The organism is Burkholderia sp. KCJ3K979, from assembly GCF_016759955.1.
GTDB lineage: Bacteria > Pseudomonadota > Gammaproteobacteria > Burkholderiales > Burkholderiaceae > Burkholderia > Burkholderia orbicola.
Map to the genome: position 1 here is coordinate 1 of NZ_JACFYV010000072.1, position 15818 is coordinate 15818.

At 59.7% G+C, this 15818-nt stretch carries 15 protein-coding genes, 1 tRNA gene and 1 pseudogene; 6 read left to right on the forward strand and 11 right to left on the reverse strand.

The genetic code is table 11. From position 1 onward, the window contains the following. Both H3O04_RS17340 and H3O04_RS17345 read right to left on the reverse strand, forming a co-directional pair. The coding region (locus H3O04_RS17340; protein WP_202588130.1) for a CoA transferase at positions 1-313 on the reverse strand (313 nt) is incomplete at its 3' end. 62 nt (positions 314-375) lie between these two features. Beyond that, positions 376-1698, reverse strand: a complete 1323-nt coding sequence (locus tag H3O04_RS17345) for an MFS transporter (RefSeq protein ID WP_175831417.1) — start codon at positions 1696-1698, stop codon at positions 376-378. A 192-nt stretch (positions 1699-1890) separates the two neighbouring features. Here H3O04_RS17345 and H3O04_RS17350 point away from each other — a divergent pair, with 192 nt between their 5' ends. Continuing rightward, on the forward strand, positions 1891-2811 hold the full coding sequence (locus tag H3O04_RS17350) for a LysR substrate-binding domain-containing protein (RefSeq protein ID WP_012328063.1): 921 nt from the start codon (positions 1891-1893) through the stop codon (positions 2809-2811). Between the two features lie 77 nt (positions 2812-2888). Continuing rightward, entirely contained in the window at positions 2889-3515 is a 627-nt protein-coding gene (locus H3O04_RS17355; RefSeq protein ID WP_202588131.1) for a LysE/ArgO family amino acid transporter, read from the forward strand. Between the two features lie 2 nt (positions 3516-3517). On the opposite strand, the gene H3O04_RS17360 is transcribed toward H3O04_RS17355, so the two are convergent. Together H3O04_RS17360 and H3O04_RS17365 are read right to left on the reverse strand one after the other, a co-directional pair. Further along, positions 3518-4684: an enolase C-terminal domain-like protein gene (locus tag H3O04_RS17360; protein WP_202588141.1), complete on the reverse strand. Its 1167-nt coding sequence runs from the start codon at positions 4682-4684 to the stop codon at positions 3518-3520. Positions 4685-5021: 337 nt separating this feature from the next. Then, on the reverse strand, positions 5022-5366 hold the full coding sequence (locus H3O04_RS17365) for a cupin domain-containing protein (RefSeq protein WP_006496617.1): 345 nt from the start codon (positions 5364-5366) through the stop codon (positions 5022-5024). 969 nt (positions 5367-6335) lie between these two features. Here H3O04_RS17365 and H3O04_RS17370 point away from each other — a divergent pair. Further along, positions 6336-6896 carry a hypothetical protein gene (locus H3O04_RS17370; RefSeq protein WP_202588132.1) on the forward strand — a complete coding sequence of 187 codons (561 nt, stop codon included), beginning with the start codon at positions 6336-6338 and terminating at the stop codon, positions 6894-6896. A gap of 290 nt (positions 6897-7186) precedes the next feature. Beyond that, positions 7187-7747: pseudogene (locus H3O04_RS17375) on the forward strand (site-specific integrase); the annotation flags it as partial. Positions 7748-7814: 67 nt separating this feature from the next. On the opposite strand, the gene H3O04_RS17380 reads toward H3O04_RS17375, so the two are convergent. The 4 genes from H3O04_RS17380 to H3O04_RS17395 all read right to left on the reverse strand — a co-directional run bounded on the left by H3O04_RS17380 (position 7815) and on the right by H3O04_RS17395 (position 10179). Further along, positions 7815-8381: a hypothetical protein gene (locus H3O04_RS17380; protein ID WP_237666328.1), complete on the reverse strand. Its 567-nt coding sequence runs from the start codon at positions 8379-8381 to the stop codon at positions 7815-7817. 599 nt (positions 8382-8980) lie between these two features. Beyond that, on the reverse strand, positions 8981-9199 hold the full coding sequence (locus tag H3O04_RS36145; protein ID WP_237666329.1) for a hypothetical protein: 219 nt from the start codon (positions 9197-9199) through the stop codon (positions 8981-8983). Beyond that, positions 9178-9678 carry a hypothetical protein gene (locus H3O04_RS17390; protein WP_237666330.1) on the reverse strand — a complete coding sequence of 167 codons (501 nt, stop codon included), beginning with the start codon at positions 9676-9678 and terminating at the stop codon, positions 9178-9180. Before H3O04_RS17390 ends, H3O04_RS36145 begins: the two co-directional genes overlap by 22 nt. Before the next feature lie 21 nt (positions 9679-9699). After that, positions 9700-10179 (reverse strand): hypothetical protein, encoded by a 480-nt coding sequence (locus H3O04_RS17395; RefSeq protein ID WP_025369819.1) that lies wholly within the window; start codon positions 10177-10179, stop codon positions 9700-9702. Positions 10180-10348: 169 nt separating this feature from the next. Between H3O04_RS17395 and H3O04_RS17400 the strand changes: the two genes are divergently transcribed. Continuing rightward, positions 10349-10747, forward strand: coding sequence for a helix-turn-helix domain-containing protein (locus tag H3O04_RS17400; RefSeq protein ID WP_202588134.1), 399 nt, complete (start codon positions 10349-10351; stop codon positions 10745-10747). A 3-nt stretch (positions 10748-10750) separates the two neighbouring features. Here the strand turns inward: H3O04_RS17400 and H3O04_RS17405 are convergent, their stop codons facing one another. The 3 genes from H3O04_RS17405 to H3O04_RS17415 all read right to left on the reverse strand — a co-directional run bounded on the left by H3O04_RS17405 (position 10751) and on the right by H3O04_RS17415 (position 15292). Then, positions 10751-10972: a hypothetical protein gene (locus H3O04_RS17405; RefSeq protein ID WP_202588135.1), complete on the reverse strand. Its 222-nt coding sequence runs from the start codon at positions 10970-10972 to the stop codon at positions 10751-10753. A 218-nt stretch (positions 10973-11190) separates the two neighbouring features. Further along, a complete protein-coding gene (locus H3O04_RS17410) occupies positions 11191-12273 on the reverse strand; it encodes a DUF3800 domain-containing protein (RefSeq protein ID WP_126877939.1) in 1083 nt (360 codons plus the stop codon). A 121-nt stretch (positions 12274-12394) separates the two neighbouring features. Continuing rightward, entirely contained in the window at positions 12395-15292 is a 2898-nt protein-coding gene (locus H3O04_RS17415; RefSeq protein WP_202588136.1) for a DEAD/DEAH box helicase, read from the reverse strand. Between the two features lie 420 nt (positions 15293-15712). Between H3O04_RS17415 and H3O04_RS17420 the strand changes: the two genes are divergently transcribed. Beyond that, positions 15713-15787: transfer RNA gene (locus H3O04_RS17420), tRNA-Gly, on the forward strand. Positions 15788-15818 lie beyond the last annotated feature (31 nt).

Here is a 15818-nt window from a genome sequence, read left to right on the forward strand (position 1 = left end):
GCCCCATCGCGTCCATCGTGCCCGCCTTGAAATTCTCGATCACGACGTCGGCCTGCGCGATCAGGCGCCGCACGACGTCGAGGCCGGCCGGCTGCCGGAAGTCCACGCAGATGCCGCGCTTGTTGCGGTTGCAGGACAGGTAGTACGTGCTCACGCCGCGATCGAACGGCCCCCACGCGCGGCTCATGTCGCCGTGCGGCCCCGATTCGACCTTGATCACGTCGGCGCCGAGATCCGCGAGCACCATCGAGCAGAACGGCCCCGACAGCGCGCGACTCAGATCGACGACCTTGATTCCCGTTAATGCCTGCATTCCGGACTCCTGATATTGATGGGTATGTCTCGTCTTGTTTCCGAACGACTGCGGCATTCCGCTCATTCGGGCAGCGTCTGATGCCGCGTCTCGACCGCGAACGGCAGGATCAGGATGCCGAGCCCAAAGACGGCCGCGGTCCATGCGACCGGCACGCCGAGCGATCCGTAACCGTGAATCGCGGCGCCGAGCAGGAAGTTCACGCCCGCGCCGATGAAGCGGCCGACCGACGCGTTGAACGCAAATGCGGTGGCCCGCACGCGCGTCGGATATTGCTCGGGCAACCACAGCGAGAAGATCGCGAAATTGCCGCCGAAGAAGCCGAGGAACGCGAGCGACACCATGAACGCGGCGAGCCCGTTCGGCTGGTAGAACGCCCAGCCGAACGCGAACACGATCGATGCGGCCATCCCCGCGAAATACACGCCGAGCGCGGTACGCCGGCCGAGCCGTTCCGACAGCCACGGCGCCACCAGGCAGCCGGCAATCGTCGCGCACGACAGGATCGCCGCGCCGATCGACGCAAGCCGCAGCGCGCCGACGTGATCGATGCCCGCACGCGCCGCCAGCGTGGTGACCGCGCTCGCCTCGTAGACGGAGCCGGCCCACAGCCCGACGATCGCAACGCCGACGAGGCTCGCGCTCGTCAGCGTACGACGCCGGAACGCCGGCGCGAAGATCTCGCGCAGCGGATGCGCGCGCCGCGTGTCGGCCACGTCGCCGTCGCGCGCGTCGTGCCGCCGCCACTGCCCCGGCTCCTTCACGCGCATCACCGTGAACACCGCGAGCAGCGCGGGCGCCAGCCCGCACAGAAACATCGCGCGCCAGCCGTAGGTCGCGCCGATCGTGTAGTTCAGGCAGGCCGCGATGAAGAAGCCGAAGTAGTAGCCCGTCTGCAGGTAGCCGGCGCCCATCTTGCGGCGGTCTTCCGGCCAGCTCTCGGCGACGTAGGTACCGGCGAGCGCCCATTCGCCGCCGACGCCGATCCCGGCGATCAGCCGGCACGCGGCCAGCGCCCACACGTCGTGCACGAACGCGGCCGCGCCGGTGAACACCGAATAGATCAGGATGCTCGCCGCGAGCGTGCGCACGCGGCCGAAGCGATCGGCGAGCGGCCCCCAGATGAACGACAGCCCCCAGCCGATCAGGAACAGCGCGAACAGGATCGAGCCGTACATCCCCAGATTCGCGGGCGTCGCCGCGATGCCGGACGCCGGCAGCAATTCCGTCAGTGCGGGAATCAGCACGAGCGCGTAGATCACCGAATCCACGCCGTCGAGCACCCAGCCCGCGTACACGGCCCAGAAACCCTTCACCTGCTCGCGCGTGAGCGGCGTGCGCCGCGGCTTCGCGCCGGCCGCCGGCGCGTCGATCGCCTTGAACATCTTCGTCTCCTTGCCGGCGGGGCCGGCTCTTGCGCCGCGTCCGGTCCGGAATGGCCGGCAGTCGGGCTCTTTTGTGAGACGAGTATAGAAACGCTATCGATCGCTGAAAAATATGATATTCATTTTGCTCGATCGGATTGGCTTATGGCTCGAATCGGGCGTGATTCGGGCTTGAATCGGGAGACGGCGGCGATGGACTTGAGACAGTTGCGCTATTTCGTGAAGGTCGTCGAATGCGGCAACGTCACGCACGCGAGCGAGGCGCTGCACGTCGCGCAGCCGGCGGTGAGCCAGCAGATGCGCAATCTCGAGCAGGATCTCGGGATGCAGTTGCTCGAACGAAGCGTGCGCGGCGTCGCGCCGACCGCCGCCGGCCGCACGCTGTACCGGCACGCGCTCGAGTTGCTGCGCCAGGCCGACGGCACGCGCGAACTGCTGCGCCGCGACGCCGACACGCCGCAGGGCCGCGTGACCGTCGGCATGCCGTCGAGCACCGCGCGCGTGCTGGCCATTCCGCTCGCCCGCGCGGTGCGCGACCGCTATCCGGGCATCATGCTGGAGCTGATCGAAGCGCCGAGCGCCGACCTCGATACGCTGCTCGAACGCGCGCGGCTCGATCTCGCGATCGTCGTCGATGCGGTCGACACGCGCGGCATCGCGATCCACCGGTTGCTGACGGAAACGCTGTACCTGATCACGTGGCCCGGATTCCCGGTACCGGACGCACCCGTGCCGCTCGACGCGATCGCGCGGATGCCGCTCGTGCTGCCGAGCGCGCCGAACACGATCCGCAACCGCGTCGACTGGGCGATGCGCGAGGCCGGGCTGTCGTACGAGATCAGCTTCGAGGCGAGTTCGACCGGGCTGCTGTTCGCGGCCGTGATGGCACAGCTCGGCGTGACGATCCTGCCGTGGACCGCCGCGCACGTCGAGATCGAGGAACGCAAGCTCAAGCTGTCGACGGTCGCGCACCGGCTGTTCGCGCGCGACCTGTCGCTGTGCTGGCACGACACGGCGCTCGTCAGCAACGCGGTGCAGAAGGTGAAGGCCGAAATCGTCCGGCTGTTCGATACGCTCGGGCAGCGGCCGGAATGGGCGGCCGGCGGACATTGACAACGCCCCGCGGCGCCCCTTAACGTAGCGCCATCCTAACCATCACCGGTTCAGCTTAAGAGGTTGTCGGCCCGCTCGTGCTCGACACCTCCGCCTTCCTCGAAGGCCTGCTGCTTGGCGCCGGCCTGTTCACGTCGGTCGGTCCCAAGGACGCCTTCGTCATCAAGCGCTCGCTTTCGAGCCCTCACCTGCTCTCCATCGCCCTCGTCTGCGCAGGCAGTGACGCATTGCTGATCGTGCTCGGCGCGCACGGGCTGTCGGCATTGCTGTCGCGCCATGCCGCCGTGGTGACGGCCGCGCTGTGGGCCGGCATCGCGTATCTCGCCGCTTACGGCCTGCTCGCGCTGCGCTCGGCGAGCGTCGGACGGCAGCCTGAGCATGTAGATGGCTCACGCGTCGCTAGCGAACCCACGCGGTCGCGCACGCTGCTCGCGACCGCCGCGGTTTCGCTGCTCAATCCGTATGCATGGATCGATACGGTGCTGCTGCTCGGGACCGTGATCGTGAGCCACGCGCCGTCTGCCCGCGCGCCGTTTGCGATCGGCGCGATGACTGCGTCGCTGGCGTGGTTCCTGATGCTCGTCTATGGCGCACGCGCGTGCCGTGCGTGGTTCGCCCGTACGCTCGCGTGGCGCGTGCTTGATGGCTTCGTCGCGGTGATGATGCTCGGCTTCGCGGTGCGTTTCGCGATCGACGCGCTTTAGTGTCAACGGCCTGATAGCGCTGCCCCACGGAATACGTCATGCGCGCGGGCATGCAGCTCGAACCCGATACCCGGTGCCTGCGGCACGCGCGCGTATCCCGCGTCGACGATTTCGCCATCGGCGAGTCCGCTGAAGGGTTCGAATGCGAACGGGCTGACTTCCGCGCCGCCGAGCCCGAGCGCCGCGACGACGTGCAACGAGAACAGATGGCCCCCATGCGGCCAGAACGCGTCGCGCCGCCAGTCGCGCGACACGAAGTGATCGACGATCTGCAGATAGCCCGGCAGCCCGTAGCTGTGCACGGGATCGAACACCAGCACGTCGCGGTCGGCACGCAAGCCGCCGTAGCGGTCGAGCAGCTTCGCCTCCGCGAGCGAGAACAGCGCTTCGCCTGCCGCGATCGGCGGTGCGTACCGCGCGGCGACGTCTGCCTGGAGCGGCAGGTCGAGCGGATCGCAGATGTCCTCGAACCACCACAGATCGAACGGCGCAAGCATGTCGACGGCCCGGTCGACGGTCGTCGCGTCGTACGTGTTCATCGCGTCGACCGCGAGATGCGAAGGGCCTGCCAGCTGCGCGGCCGCGGCTTCGATGCGGCGCCGGTCCTGATCGAAATCCGCACCGCCGATCTTGATCTTCGCGTGCGTGTAGCCGAGGTCGACGATCCGGCGCATCTCGTCCGACAGGCGCGCGAGGTCGTCATGCGGGTAGCGGTAGCCGCCGCCCGCGTACACGCGCACGCGCGGCGCCGCCGTGCGTTGGAGGCGCTCGGCGAGAAAGCGGTGCAGCGGCAAGTCGGCGATCTTCGCGGCCGCGTCCCAGATCGCCATGTCCAGCGTGCCGACCGCGACGCAGCGTTCGCCGTGTCCGCCCGGCTTCTCGCCGGCCATCATCGCGCGCCAGGCGCGGAATGGGTCGAGGTTCGTGCCGGCTTCGTCGGCGAGCGTATCGGCGGCGGCCAGCAGGCGCGGCGCGAACCGTTCGCGGATCAGGCCGCCCTGCGCGAAGCGGCCGATCGACGCGTAGCCGTAGCCCGTCACCGGGCGGCCGTCGCGCACGACGTCGGTGACGACCGCGACGACACTCGTCGTCAGGCCGCCCGACGGAATCGCGGGATCGGCATAGCGGGACACGGGAATCGCACGTTCGTGGATCGCGGTGATGCGCATGGTCGGGGCTCCGAAGAGGCGTGCGGCGCAGGCGGAAGGTTCATGCGCTGCAGCGGAAACGATGGGCGGATCGCTGCATCTTAGGGGTTTGCGCGACGGCGTGCAGGGCCGGCGGCGACCGTATCGTGTCGTCGTCAGCGCACAACCCGGCGTCGCATTCGTCACGGGTTGCGGTCGGATAGCGGGCGCGGGTGCGCGCGCCGAGCCTGTGACCGCGCTCGGCGCACCGCTTCCGAACCGAGTCGAGTTGGGTCGAGCCGGAATCCTCGGTTGCCGTCCCGGCTTCGGGAACCGGGAAGATGTGTGGCGCGTGGGTTGAGTCGAATCGACCGACCCGTCAGGCAAAGACGAAGTACTTGCGCACCGTCTCCACCACTTCCCACGTGCCCTTCATGCCGGGTTCGATCACGAACACGTCGCCGGCTTTCAAGTGCTGCGGCTCCTCGCCTTCCGGCGTGATGATGCAGTAGCCATCGAGGAAGTGGCAGTACTCCCATTTTTCGTAGTTCACCTCGAACTTGCCCGGCGTGCAGATCCAGGTACCCATGATCTTGCTGCCGTCCTTCGAGACGTACGCGTTGAGGTTCACGGTGTGCGGATCGCCGCCAATGCGCTTCCACTTGGTCGCGTCAAGGACAGGCGTCGGGCAGGTTTTGCGCAGAACGGTGATGAAATCGGACATGTCGGCTCCAGACTGACGATCGTGTGAGAGGTCTGTCACGTTAGTTCGAAAGCCTTACCCGGGCTTGTATGCTTCCGACGCCGACTCGTCTATTTTCGACACGGGCGGGCGTGTAAGCGCGCCGCCTTCGCGTTTGTAGTCGGGCCTCGGCACCGCAGCGCCTCTCTCGTTACTGCCGACTTGCTGGCGTAGCTGGCGCATCGAGCGGGGGCGTGCACCCCGAGTTCGAAGCCCGTTTGCCGGCTGCTCCAACGCATCACTTGTAACATCACGACCAAACCCTGTACAATCACCCGTTCTGCGGGCGTCGTATAATGGCTATTACCTCAGCTTCCCAAGCCTCAGCGCGTTAATCAGAACCACTAATCACGCGCATTCTCACGTCACGTTTTTCCCCGGCTCCACGAAGAACCGCTGTTCATGCGGGATTCACTGCGATGCCAGTTTTCACGCCAGCAGTGATTCAAATAAGCTGCTGTATGGCCTTACGGAAAAAGGCCGCACCGTTTGCACAGTGCGGCCACAGACTCCCTCGTTAGCGTGGAAAAACTAATTGGGATACGAGCGCCAGTGCATGCGTACATGTTCGGTGCGACCAAATCTGCACCGGGTGTATTGCCGCACCAACACGCTCTTGGGGTTGGATGCACGTAGCATAACCATCCTCAGAGTCAATCGAAGGCAATAGTTGCCCACAACCCCTTGAGCGCGTAAGCTCTAGGCCGTCTTCTAGGACAAAGTTGTAGGTGGCAGAGGGGTGCCTTCACCACCTTGCCAGCAGCCCCCGCGACGCGCCAACGTTGCGGGGGCTTTTATTTTCCGAGTCTCAGCCTCATCACGAATTGCTGGCCTGCACCTCGCTCGCCGTTCACCTCTCATCGACGGACCACAAGACCATCTTTGTGGCACACAAGTATAGGCCACAAATCCTCAGTTGTGTCACAATATGGTGACTTTTCGGAGGATTCGATGAAGGAAAGCAAACCCTACATTCTCAAAACGCGCGTTGACACACCTACTGCTGACGCCTTCGCAATAATTTGCGCGGCCGAGGGAACCACCCCGAGCGAGATGCTGCGAAACTTCGTCGTTGAAACAGTCAGAAGGCACGCTTTGACAGCAGGCGCATTCTCAGTCGAAATCGAGCTAGGTCCGCCATACGGACGCGGGGCATCACGACGCGACGAGTACTATGTGCATGCAACCTTATCAGCCAACCAGTCAGGACTGGTTCCTGATCTCGTTCCGTTCTTGCTTCCCGAATTCACCGCAGGGAACAGCGAGCCGTTCCGCGTCGACTCGTTTTATACGCACCGGCTGGCTATGCCGAACTCACGAAACGAGGCAGGTCGCTTGCTGGGCTCGAAGATGGTGATGGGATCCTGGGAAGGGGCAATCTTCCTGTACAGAGATGCGGACTTCGGGAAACCAGAAAATTGCTTCCCAGAAATTAAAGAGGCTCTAACGTTGCAAATCCTCAAAGGGCTCGGCGCAACTCTCGCCGCCCGGGATGCACCGGATCTCATATAGACTCGGAGAGCGGCACATCGCAAGGAAGTCACGATACCCTTTGAAATCGGGGATGAGCAACTGCCCTAGTTCGCCTTAAGCGTTCAGAGACACGAGCTGATTACAGACGCTGCATCCATCCTGGCCAGGCAAAAGTACCTCAACGACGACCTCTCGTGCCATACTATAAATGGGGCTAGATTGGAGGATGCCTCACTCATGGGATCGGGCATCGCTTCTCGCAGCCATCGCAGCGCAGCGAAACTCATCAATAACACGAACAGGGGTTATCGTGGAAAAGAAAGAGACCTATAAACGCGTCTAAACCGCAAACACCTGAGATGACGCGAAATATGCAGGATAACTACGATATCACGGTTTTCCTGCTCGATACGGGGTGCCGTTACTCGGAGGTCGCGAACATTCCGTGGTCGGCAATCAACATCGACGCCTGCACGATCAGCCTCTATCGGAGCAAGGTGCGAAATGAAGATGTGCTGCACATGACCTCCCGACTCGAAGCGATCCTCCGTCGGCGGTGGGAAGAACGCAGGACCGGACAGCGATATGTCTTCGAAGACCGCACCGGCAACGAGCGAGGCTACAGCACGAAGTCGATCAAGAAGGCGATCGAGCGTGCCGGGCTGAATGATCCCGTGCTCGTCAAGGAGCGCGGGGGACGTGTCACCCTGCATACGCTACGGCACACGTTCGCGAGCAAGCTCGTCAAGGCGGGCGTCAGTCTCTATGAGGTGTCGGTTCTGCTTGGCCACAGTGATCCGAAAATGACGCAGCGGTATGCTCACCTGAGCCCGAATGACGCGAGCCGGAAGGCCGTCAAGGTCATCGATTCGCTGCTGCAATGCGCATGATCGGGAAAATACAGCGCGGACGAATCGTCCAAGAGTATCCTGGGCGCCTCATTGGCACTATCCATCATTAATCACGGTGCGGCGCTGTTGTGCCATCCGCATAGCGCAGCAGGCCGCCCCAGCTCAGCCCCATAAACACCGGAGCGCCTTCCTTTCGATCAATGACGATTGCTCCTGGGTGATAGAGATGCTTCAGACCATTCGGGGAAAATCTCGTGGTAAAGCTCGGAATGTGCCCGGCTTCCAGCATCTGCACTAAATCCGCACGGAATGAAGCCAGAAGAGGCATTCCATGAACTGCGACGTAAGCGCCAGCCAGGATATTCCCATGAGGCGTTTGCGTGTAGATCGGCGTGAACGACACGCCGCCAGACGGGCGGTGGGCAGGATCTATTCCATCAACACTATAGAGTCCAAACCCATCGGGAACCGGCTCGAGTCCGAAAATTGCCCGAGTAATGCTAGGTGACGGCTGCCATTTCACTGGCGCAGCCCAGCCCGCCGCCGCGTTGTTGATGACGGTCTTCAGAAGCCATCTTTCAAGGAGCTCGCCCTTGATAATGAGCGAGCCTTGATAGTTCTTGTCGTTGGCTTCCGCCTGGAATCGCGCGATCTTTCCGATAGTTTCATCCAACGGACTCAATGCGGAGTTGTGATGCACGCACAAGATATTCGACTTCTCCGCGCCGCGCGTTGGCGCACCCTGCCTTATGCGCTGCACCCCCTCAACGATGACAGGACACGAACACCCAGCCTTAAAAATCGCACTGCTGAACACATGCTCACCAGACATTCGATCGCAACCGCCTAGGGTATGCGCCCAGCATTTTGATGTCGCCTCTCGATCAGCCATAGCAGAGTACCCCTCGACGCACGCATCTCGACATACTGACATATCTGCGCAAATTGTGCCCTCTGGCCCATACCGTGACCGGGGGTAGGTCGCTGAACTCCGTTAGTTTTTCGTCAAGACTATAAGCAGATGATCGAATCACTGCATCTGTAGTTATGCGATTCGACCGCCGCGCCTAATGCCACTGAACTTTGGATGAACAGTCAATAACCGATGATGCACACCGCCCAGTATTTCATCTGCTAACGACCCCACCTCACCCGCGAAATTATGCGGCTTACCCGGCCCTTAGCGCGACTGAGAATAGGTCACGCTCCATGTCTTATAAAAGGCGTACAAAACCGGGATTCATGTGAGCGAGCGTCCAGACATGATCCCGATCACTTGTGCCCGTTCCACTCCGGATCAGGATCATCTTCCCACGCTGGCGCGTATTCTCGATTCGCCCAACGGGGATGCGTCCGATCGAAAGGCTGGTCGAGTCCACGACGCGGGAGCTTGCGATTGTAGATGAAGCCCGACGTGCCTGCCGCGATCATCTGCGCCTCAATCTCATGAAACTGCGCCGTGCTGTACTTCAGGCCGAACTGGAAAAACAACGCGCCTTCGAGCGGCGAATCCGGCGTCCAGATCTGCCAGACGTATTTGTACAGACGCGGATTCGGATGCAGGTACGTCCCGAAGAACGCAAACCCGGTCCCGCTCCATCGTTGAAAGTCTTCCTTCGTCGGTGGTCGCCGTCCCGCTGGAGGTCGCGAATGTTTCCGGAAATCAACTCGCGGAGGCGCCGCGCGTAACGTAGCTCGTCAGCCGCATCGACATACCAGAACTCATAGTGACGAAGCTCACTGTTTTCGATCTCGGCGCGCACGAGGACTTCAATGCAAGACTTTCCGTCTTCGCGCTCGCACATGCGACCGAGCAACCCTGCCTTGCCGTCCCTCGACTTCGCGATGAGATAGCCGCATTCTTCGGCAACAAGCACCCATTGCCGGCCGAGCGAGTCGACCGACATGATCCCGACTCGCTCCGTCGTCGCAGACCACGGCTTCCCTTCGAACAATCTCTCGAATTCCATGTTCGAAATCTCAGCACGCGATTACGCGACCCGCGCCAGTATCCGCCGTTGCGCCTGATATTGGACGCTCTGCGCATCACCCTGCAACTCTTCCAAAGCTTTCATCAAAACGTCCTGATACAGCGGTAGCAACGCCTCCAAGCGTTCGGCGATTCCTGCGTCGCTCGCAAGATTATTCACGAGCCGCTGGTACCCATCAAAGCCGAACATCCGATCCCGGATCGGTCGAAGTACACACCGCCGATTGTCATTCTGCTCCTCGGTGATGTCGATGTAGCCGAAGTGCTTTAGGTCGAATGCCGCGCCGATTACTTGCCCTTGGCTGCCGCCGAGAACACAACTCAGTTCGTGCAGGGTCATGCCCGGAAATGCATTGATCAGTCCGAGTGCTCTGGCCGCCATCGGCGTCACCTGCAACGCGCTCGCGAGCGCCGACGCTCGACATCCCTCATAGGCGGTCATGAAGGCGTGAAACCGGGAAAGAGGATCGTTCGTGGTCATAGGTCGTTGATTTTTCTGGATTGGCCCCCGAGAGCGTTCGTTGTTATCCCCGACCGCTCAGGCATCTCCGCACGATACGTCAACCCCTCGACAAATTCAACCATATTGGAATATAACATTCCACAGTGGTTGTTCATCGCAATCGGAATGAAGACGACCATATCGTCCTATGACTACCAGCCCTGCCTCCTCGACCGAAGACGCTCAAGACGCATTGCTTGCTGCTCGTGTCGGGACCGCCATTGCAGAACAACGACGCGCACGCGGTCTGACTCAGGCGAAGCTCGCGGAGATGATCGATCTCGAACAGGAAGCGATCAGCCGGTGGGAACGCGGTACGCGGATGCCGACCTTGCATCGCCTCCAGCAGCTTAGTGACGCGCTCGACTGCTCGGTTGACCAGCTATTGCAACGCGGATCGAAACGGCCGAACGACCAACTGGCTGTGATTGCGGATGCTCTCGATGGATTGGATGGCGACGAGCGGGAACTCGTCGTGAATTTCGTTCAGCAGTTCACCGACATGCTCAAGGCAAAGCATCCGGCCAAGGCCAAGCGGCGCAAGTAACAATCAGGACTCGAAGCGATGGCGGCTGTATTCGGCCCACGCTGACTCGATCAACGCCGGAGGGACATCACCAGACTCGAATCCCGGCACGTCTTCTAGCAGTGCCAGCAGATGGTTCGTGAACTCGGCTCGCGAGAAATCATTGCCGAAGCAGTCCTGGATGGATTCGACCAGCGCCTGCACCTGTTCGCTGGTCAAATCGTTGGGATATTGAATGTCGTCCATGTGACGACTATCCGGGCAAACGTCCGGCCAAGGCAACAAGATATGCCCGTCTCGGATTAGCAAACTGCATCAACCGAATTTGACAGACGAAGTCAATTCACATCCCGGCCCCGCGCATCAGTCGCCGCGATCACACTAATACGACGCGTGCATCGCTGACCGTGACGCATTCAACGCTCGCCGTGGAAGTTGCGAAGGCTCACATAGCGCCGTCCGCCTTACTCGGTTCGCGTAGTTCGTTGCGACAAATAGTCGATAACGCCATCCACCGGATTGATGCCTCCCACCTCCTCGGTGCCAAGCGCTTCAGGCGTGACGTCAGTCGTTGGAATCACCGCGTCGAATACCCAGTCCAGTCTTCGCAATTCACGGGTAGCGATGGCCAAGTCATCAAGTTCACCAACCAAATTGCATTTGTTGAAGTGATTGATAAGTCCCGCGCACAGATCGGCAACCTGAAGTTGCGGGTGCTCCCTTGAATCGGCTTGCGACAGCGACGTTGCTCGCAACGGAAAGCGAAACTTGCGTCGATCGTAACCCACGAGCACCGACTCCTCATGGGAGAGGGCCATCATGTTGGTAAACGTTGCTTGGGAAGCGAGAATTGGTTTAGACGAGTCGTGAACAACCTCGAATCTTTCGTCTTTCCTTGCCCCCCAGGTGGCAATGTGGCCAAATAACGCAGGAATCGCCGGGTCGAGAGCCTGCGGGGTAATTTCCTCGCTGAACCACAGCGAGAACAGTCGAGGCTCGGTAAAATACATGAGATCCTCTTTAAACTTTTCGTTCGTCGAAGCCTCCACCATCGCTTTTCCAGCATCATAAAACGCGGATATCTGCGCTTCTTCTCTTTGACGGACAAGTTCGACGAAGGACTGCAGGAATCGATCAGTATTCTCTTCGCGACAGAAAACAGGCATGCAATAATGCAGCATGTTCGACATGGCGATGTTTGCGCCGCGCTCGTAGAGGTCTCCCCCTATCCGATGAACGAGTGTTTCTGCAATTAGGTCGACCATTTTCGTAACGATCATGAATCGCTTGTCGAACACGTCTGCAACGACACGATTTTCGTTGAGTCGGGGATCAGAAAGAAAGCGGATGAGCTTTGCAACCCCGGCACCTGATTTCTTGAGCGCCGTGAACTTTGGCTCTGCCCCCTGCGGCGACTTAACATGCTCTAGTAGCGCCACCGCCTCATCTCTCGAAAAATCGTTAGACGCGAGAACGAAGAACGGTTGATCCCTGTCGAGCAGGTTCGCGCCCGAATTTCCAGCTTCATCGCAGTAGATTGTCGGCATGTTCGGATTTAGGTCGCCCTATCTTATGTAGTACCGGAAGACCGGCTGATCGAATTCCGCACCAGCTCGACAGCGAGCTACCGCTATTCCAGCGAGCACACGTGCCCCCCGCGATATGGTTCTACGGATAAGTTCTGAACGGAAGATCATCGGCTTTCGCTTGGCCAGGTGTAGCAAGCCACTGCCATAGCTGAGCCTGCGTAAGGTTGCCCTCGCACACCCGAAGAAGCGCCTCGCCTAGGTCATGACTTTCGACCACACTCAATCTGCCGCACGCGTTGATCACACTTGGCACACTAGGGTCCACACCAGGATGGCAGAGCGTTACGCAAAATATCTCTTTGTATCCGTGAACCTCTGACGCGGCTAAGACTTCGACTGCCGAGTTGTAGTCAACCAGCTTATCATTAACTTTCGACTTCAATTCGAGAATGAGAGGCGGAGAATCCGAGAGCTCAAGAAGATAGTCAGGAGCGCCCGTCACGGCCCTATCGTCAAGGCGTTGAAATTTGATATTAAGCAACTGCATAGCCTTTTCGAACGCCGCTTCAAAGTCAGTACCTCGGGAGGTATAGTAAGTTTCGACATGTTGTGCATGGGGGCAATGCTTTGCACGCGTAGTGTGTCGCTCTGCTGTTCGCCGACGCTGCTCTTGCTTCCATTGTCGCGAAGCATCGCGCAACCAGTTCGCCTTCGTGTGCGGAGTTGGCTTTATGGCCTCAAATACCGCTAGCCTAACTTGGTCGGCCTCGGGCGTTCCCTGCATTATTTGATCTAAAGAGGTGAAGCCGTGACGCCTGAGCGCCAGTATCTCTCCCCGCGTTAATCTGAACGCGGCGTCGCGGTTGTTCAACCAGGTCATCCACAACACGTCGTCCGGCAACCCTTCTGCCACTCTGAGTGACAATCGGCGAAAATATCGCGGTAGCTTCCTAAGGTTCGCGAGTTGGTTATTGGGAATCGTGAGATACGGTGGCCGCAATGCATTTGGCGTTCGGGCGTCTGTGACAGCCTCGACGATGGAGGCGACACCGCTCAACACCCAGCATACGTTCCGAAACATGTCGCGCAGACTACCTGCACGAAGCGCGTCTAGCGAATTTTCTATGTCCCGGAGTTCAGCGCCGTTAATCCAGTCCACTGTAATCTTGGCGGCGTTGACCGGCGCTGGATCGGCTTGCCATACGGGCTCCATAAGTTCTTTGCTGAACGCGTCCGCATCTATCAAGTACGGTTCTTCAAGCTGATATGGCAAGTGTCTCGTGCGTGTCTCGCGTGTCCCGCCCTTGAATTCCGGGGAACTAAAACACGCCGAGGTGACGAGAAAGGCGAGCTTGTCAGTGTCAGGCGTTCGTTGAGTGCCAGGCAGGTACTCTGGAAGAGTATCCGCCTGATGCGCCAGATGACGCATGAGCGCTACCCCGGTCTCCGGTAACAATCCCGAGTGAGCGACGGCTTTTCCAAACGGCGTCGCGACAAGTCGTCCAGAGGTCGCTTCGATCAGCAACACTTCCTGCTTTAGATAGTCGATCGATTCTCCTAGGCGCGACGACCACGTAGAAAACGCAGCGGTGTTCCTGTCTTCCTCTCTGAGCCCGCTCCACGTGGATTTGACGAGCACATCGACCTCCACCCTCGACTTGCACAATCCCGACGCAACCAGCTGAAGTGCAAGCTGATCAAATCCACCAGGGCCTATCCGAGACTGAAGAGGGGGCAAACTGCCAAGGTCCAGATATTGCCTAGAAGCACGAATCTGTTGATCACTCGAAGCCAAGAAAATCACTCGACCGTGGTCATGGTCGAACCCCATTCTGCCAACACGCCCAGCCATGTTATGAAACTCGGCAGCAGAGATAGGCTCGCGCCCCCGCAGCTCGTTATTCCATCGCTCCCAGAAAATGATCGCCGCACCCAACGGAAAATTAACGCCGGCCGCCAATGTTGTCGTGGCGAAGACGACGTCAAGCTGTCCGCTCAGCAGGTGTTGCTCGATAATGGTGCGCTCTTCCTCGGTCAGATCTGAGCTGTGAACAGCAAACCGATGCGGCAAGTACTGCGCCAACAATGAATTCGCTGTAGTAACAGGAAGCTGATCAAAAGCAAGCGACAATTGGCCTGCAATCGGTTTGGTTATCGACTTGAAATACGCTGCAGCGAAATCATAGGTTTGCTTGCGGCTCGTACAGAAAACGATGATCGGGCGGACTGCCGGCTCTTGCCGTAGAAGCACCGCTAAGACATCCAGAGGATTGAGGCTGCTCGATCCCGTCGCTGTCGACTGCACGATCGTTTCGGGGGAGTTAGTCTCAACCGAAAATATCCCCTGATTGGTCCAGCATTCATATCTCAAGTGCTTTTCACGATGGTCCGCTGAAACCAACTTCACTCCGAGCCAATGAGCGAGATCTCGCGCATCATTCGCCTGAAGCACAGCGGAAAGCCCGACGAACTGCCGCCACCCGGCGTTCTTAAGCAACGTGAGCAACACCTCGACGTTCTGCCCACGATGCTCGTCACCGATGAGTTGGATTTCGTCGCAAACAACAACCGTGGAGCTCATATCAGACGGCACACCATTCGCTGATAATAACGCGAGATATTTCTCGTACGTTGCGACGAGCAGAGGCGCGTCGAGAGGATCCTTGGGTGCGCTGCCGTCGGCTGTTTCAACGTAGTCGCCCGTTGCAATTACCAACGACGTAAGATCGCCGTCCAGATGACTCTCGATCAACTGTTCTCGAAAATCTTCGAACTTCTGCCTTGCTAAAGCACGATGCGTCAGTAGGTACACCGTTCGGCAGTTGTTCTCCAATCCATGCGCGATGGCCCAAAGCGCAACCTGCGTCTTCCCGGTAGACGTTGGAGAAACGATCAATACGCTTTCACCGCGGCCGACCCCGGCATCGAGCGCAGCAAATTGAACGTCTGTAAGGGAATATTCAGTGCCGTCACGAAAGACAAGCGATTCGACAGATTCCACCGACAACCCGTGGTTTGCCGGAAGCTCAAACTTCATAATGGTCTCTCTTGTGGTTTTTCCTGAAGTCTGTCTGCTAGTGACATCGCTTCGGGTGTCTTTGCCGGATTCGATTGTCTGTGCTTGGTCGAATGCCGTTTAGTTATAGTCTAACCAATCATGACGCGCAATTTTTAGTACTTCGTGACCGGTTGGCCAAGAGAGTTCACACGACGGCTCGCCGGCAAGCGCGCTACCGGCTCGTTGCTCCCTGGCCGGGGCCGAATCGCCCCGGCTATTTGCGGATTCCATCAGTCGAGCAAATTGCGTTGACGGACCGTTTTGGGCCGATCCTTGACGATTGGCAACCATTCTCGGCGATGCCACCGCTCCATCAAGCAGCCATGCCAGTTTCGCTGCCACCGCCCCAAACCGCCCGCTTGCCATCCCCACGTCAAACCCTGTAGAATTACGCGTTCTGCGGGCGTCGTATAATGGCCATTACCTCAGCTTCCCAAGCTGATGACGTGGGTTCGATTCCCATCGCCCGCTCCACTTTCCGGCTGCACGGCAGCCTGCGCATGAG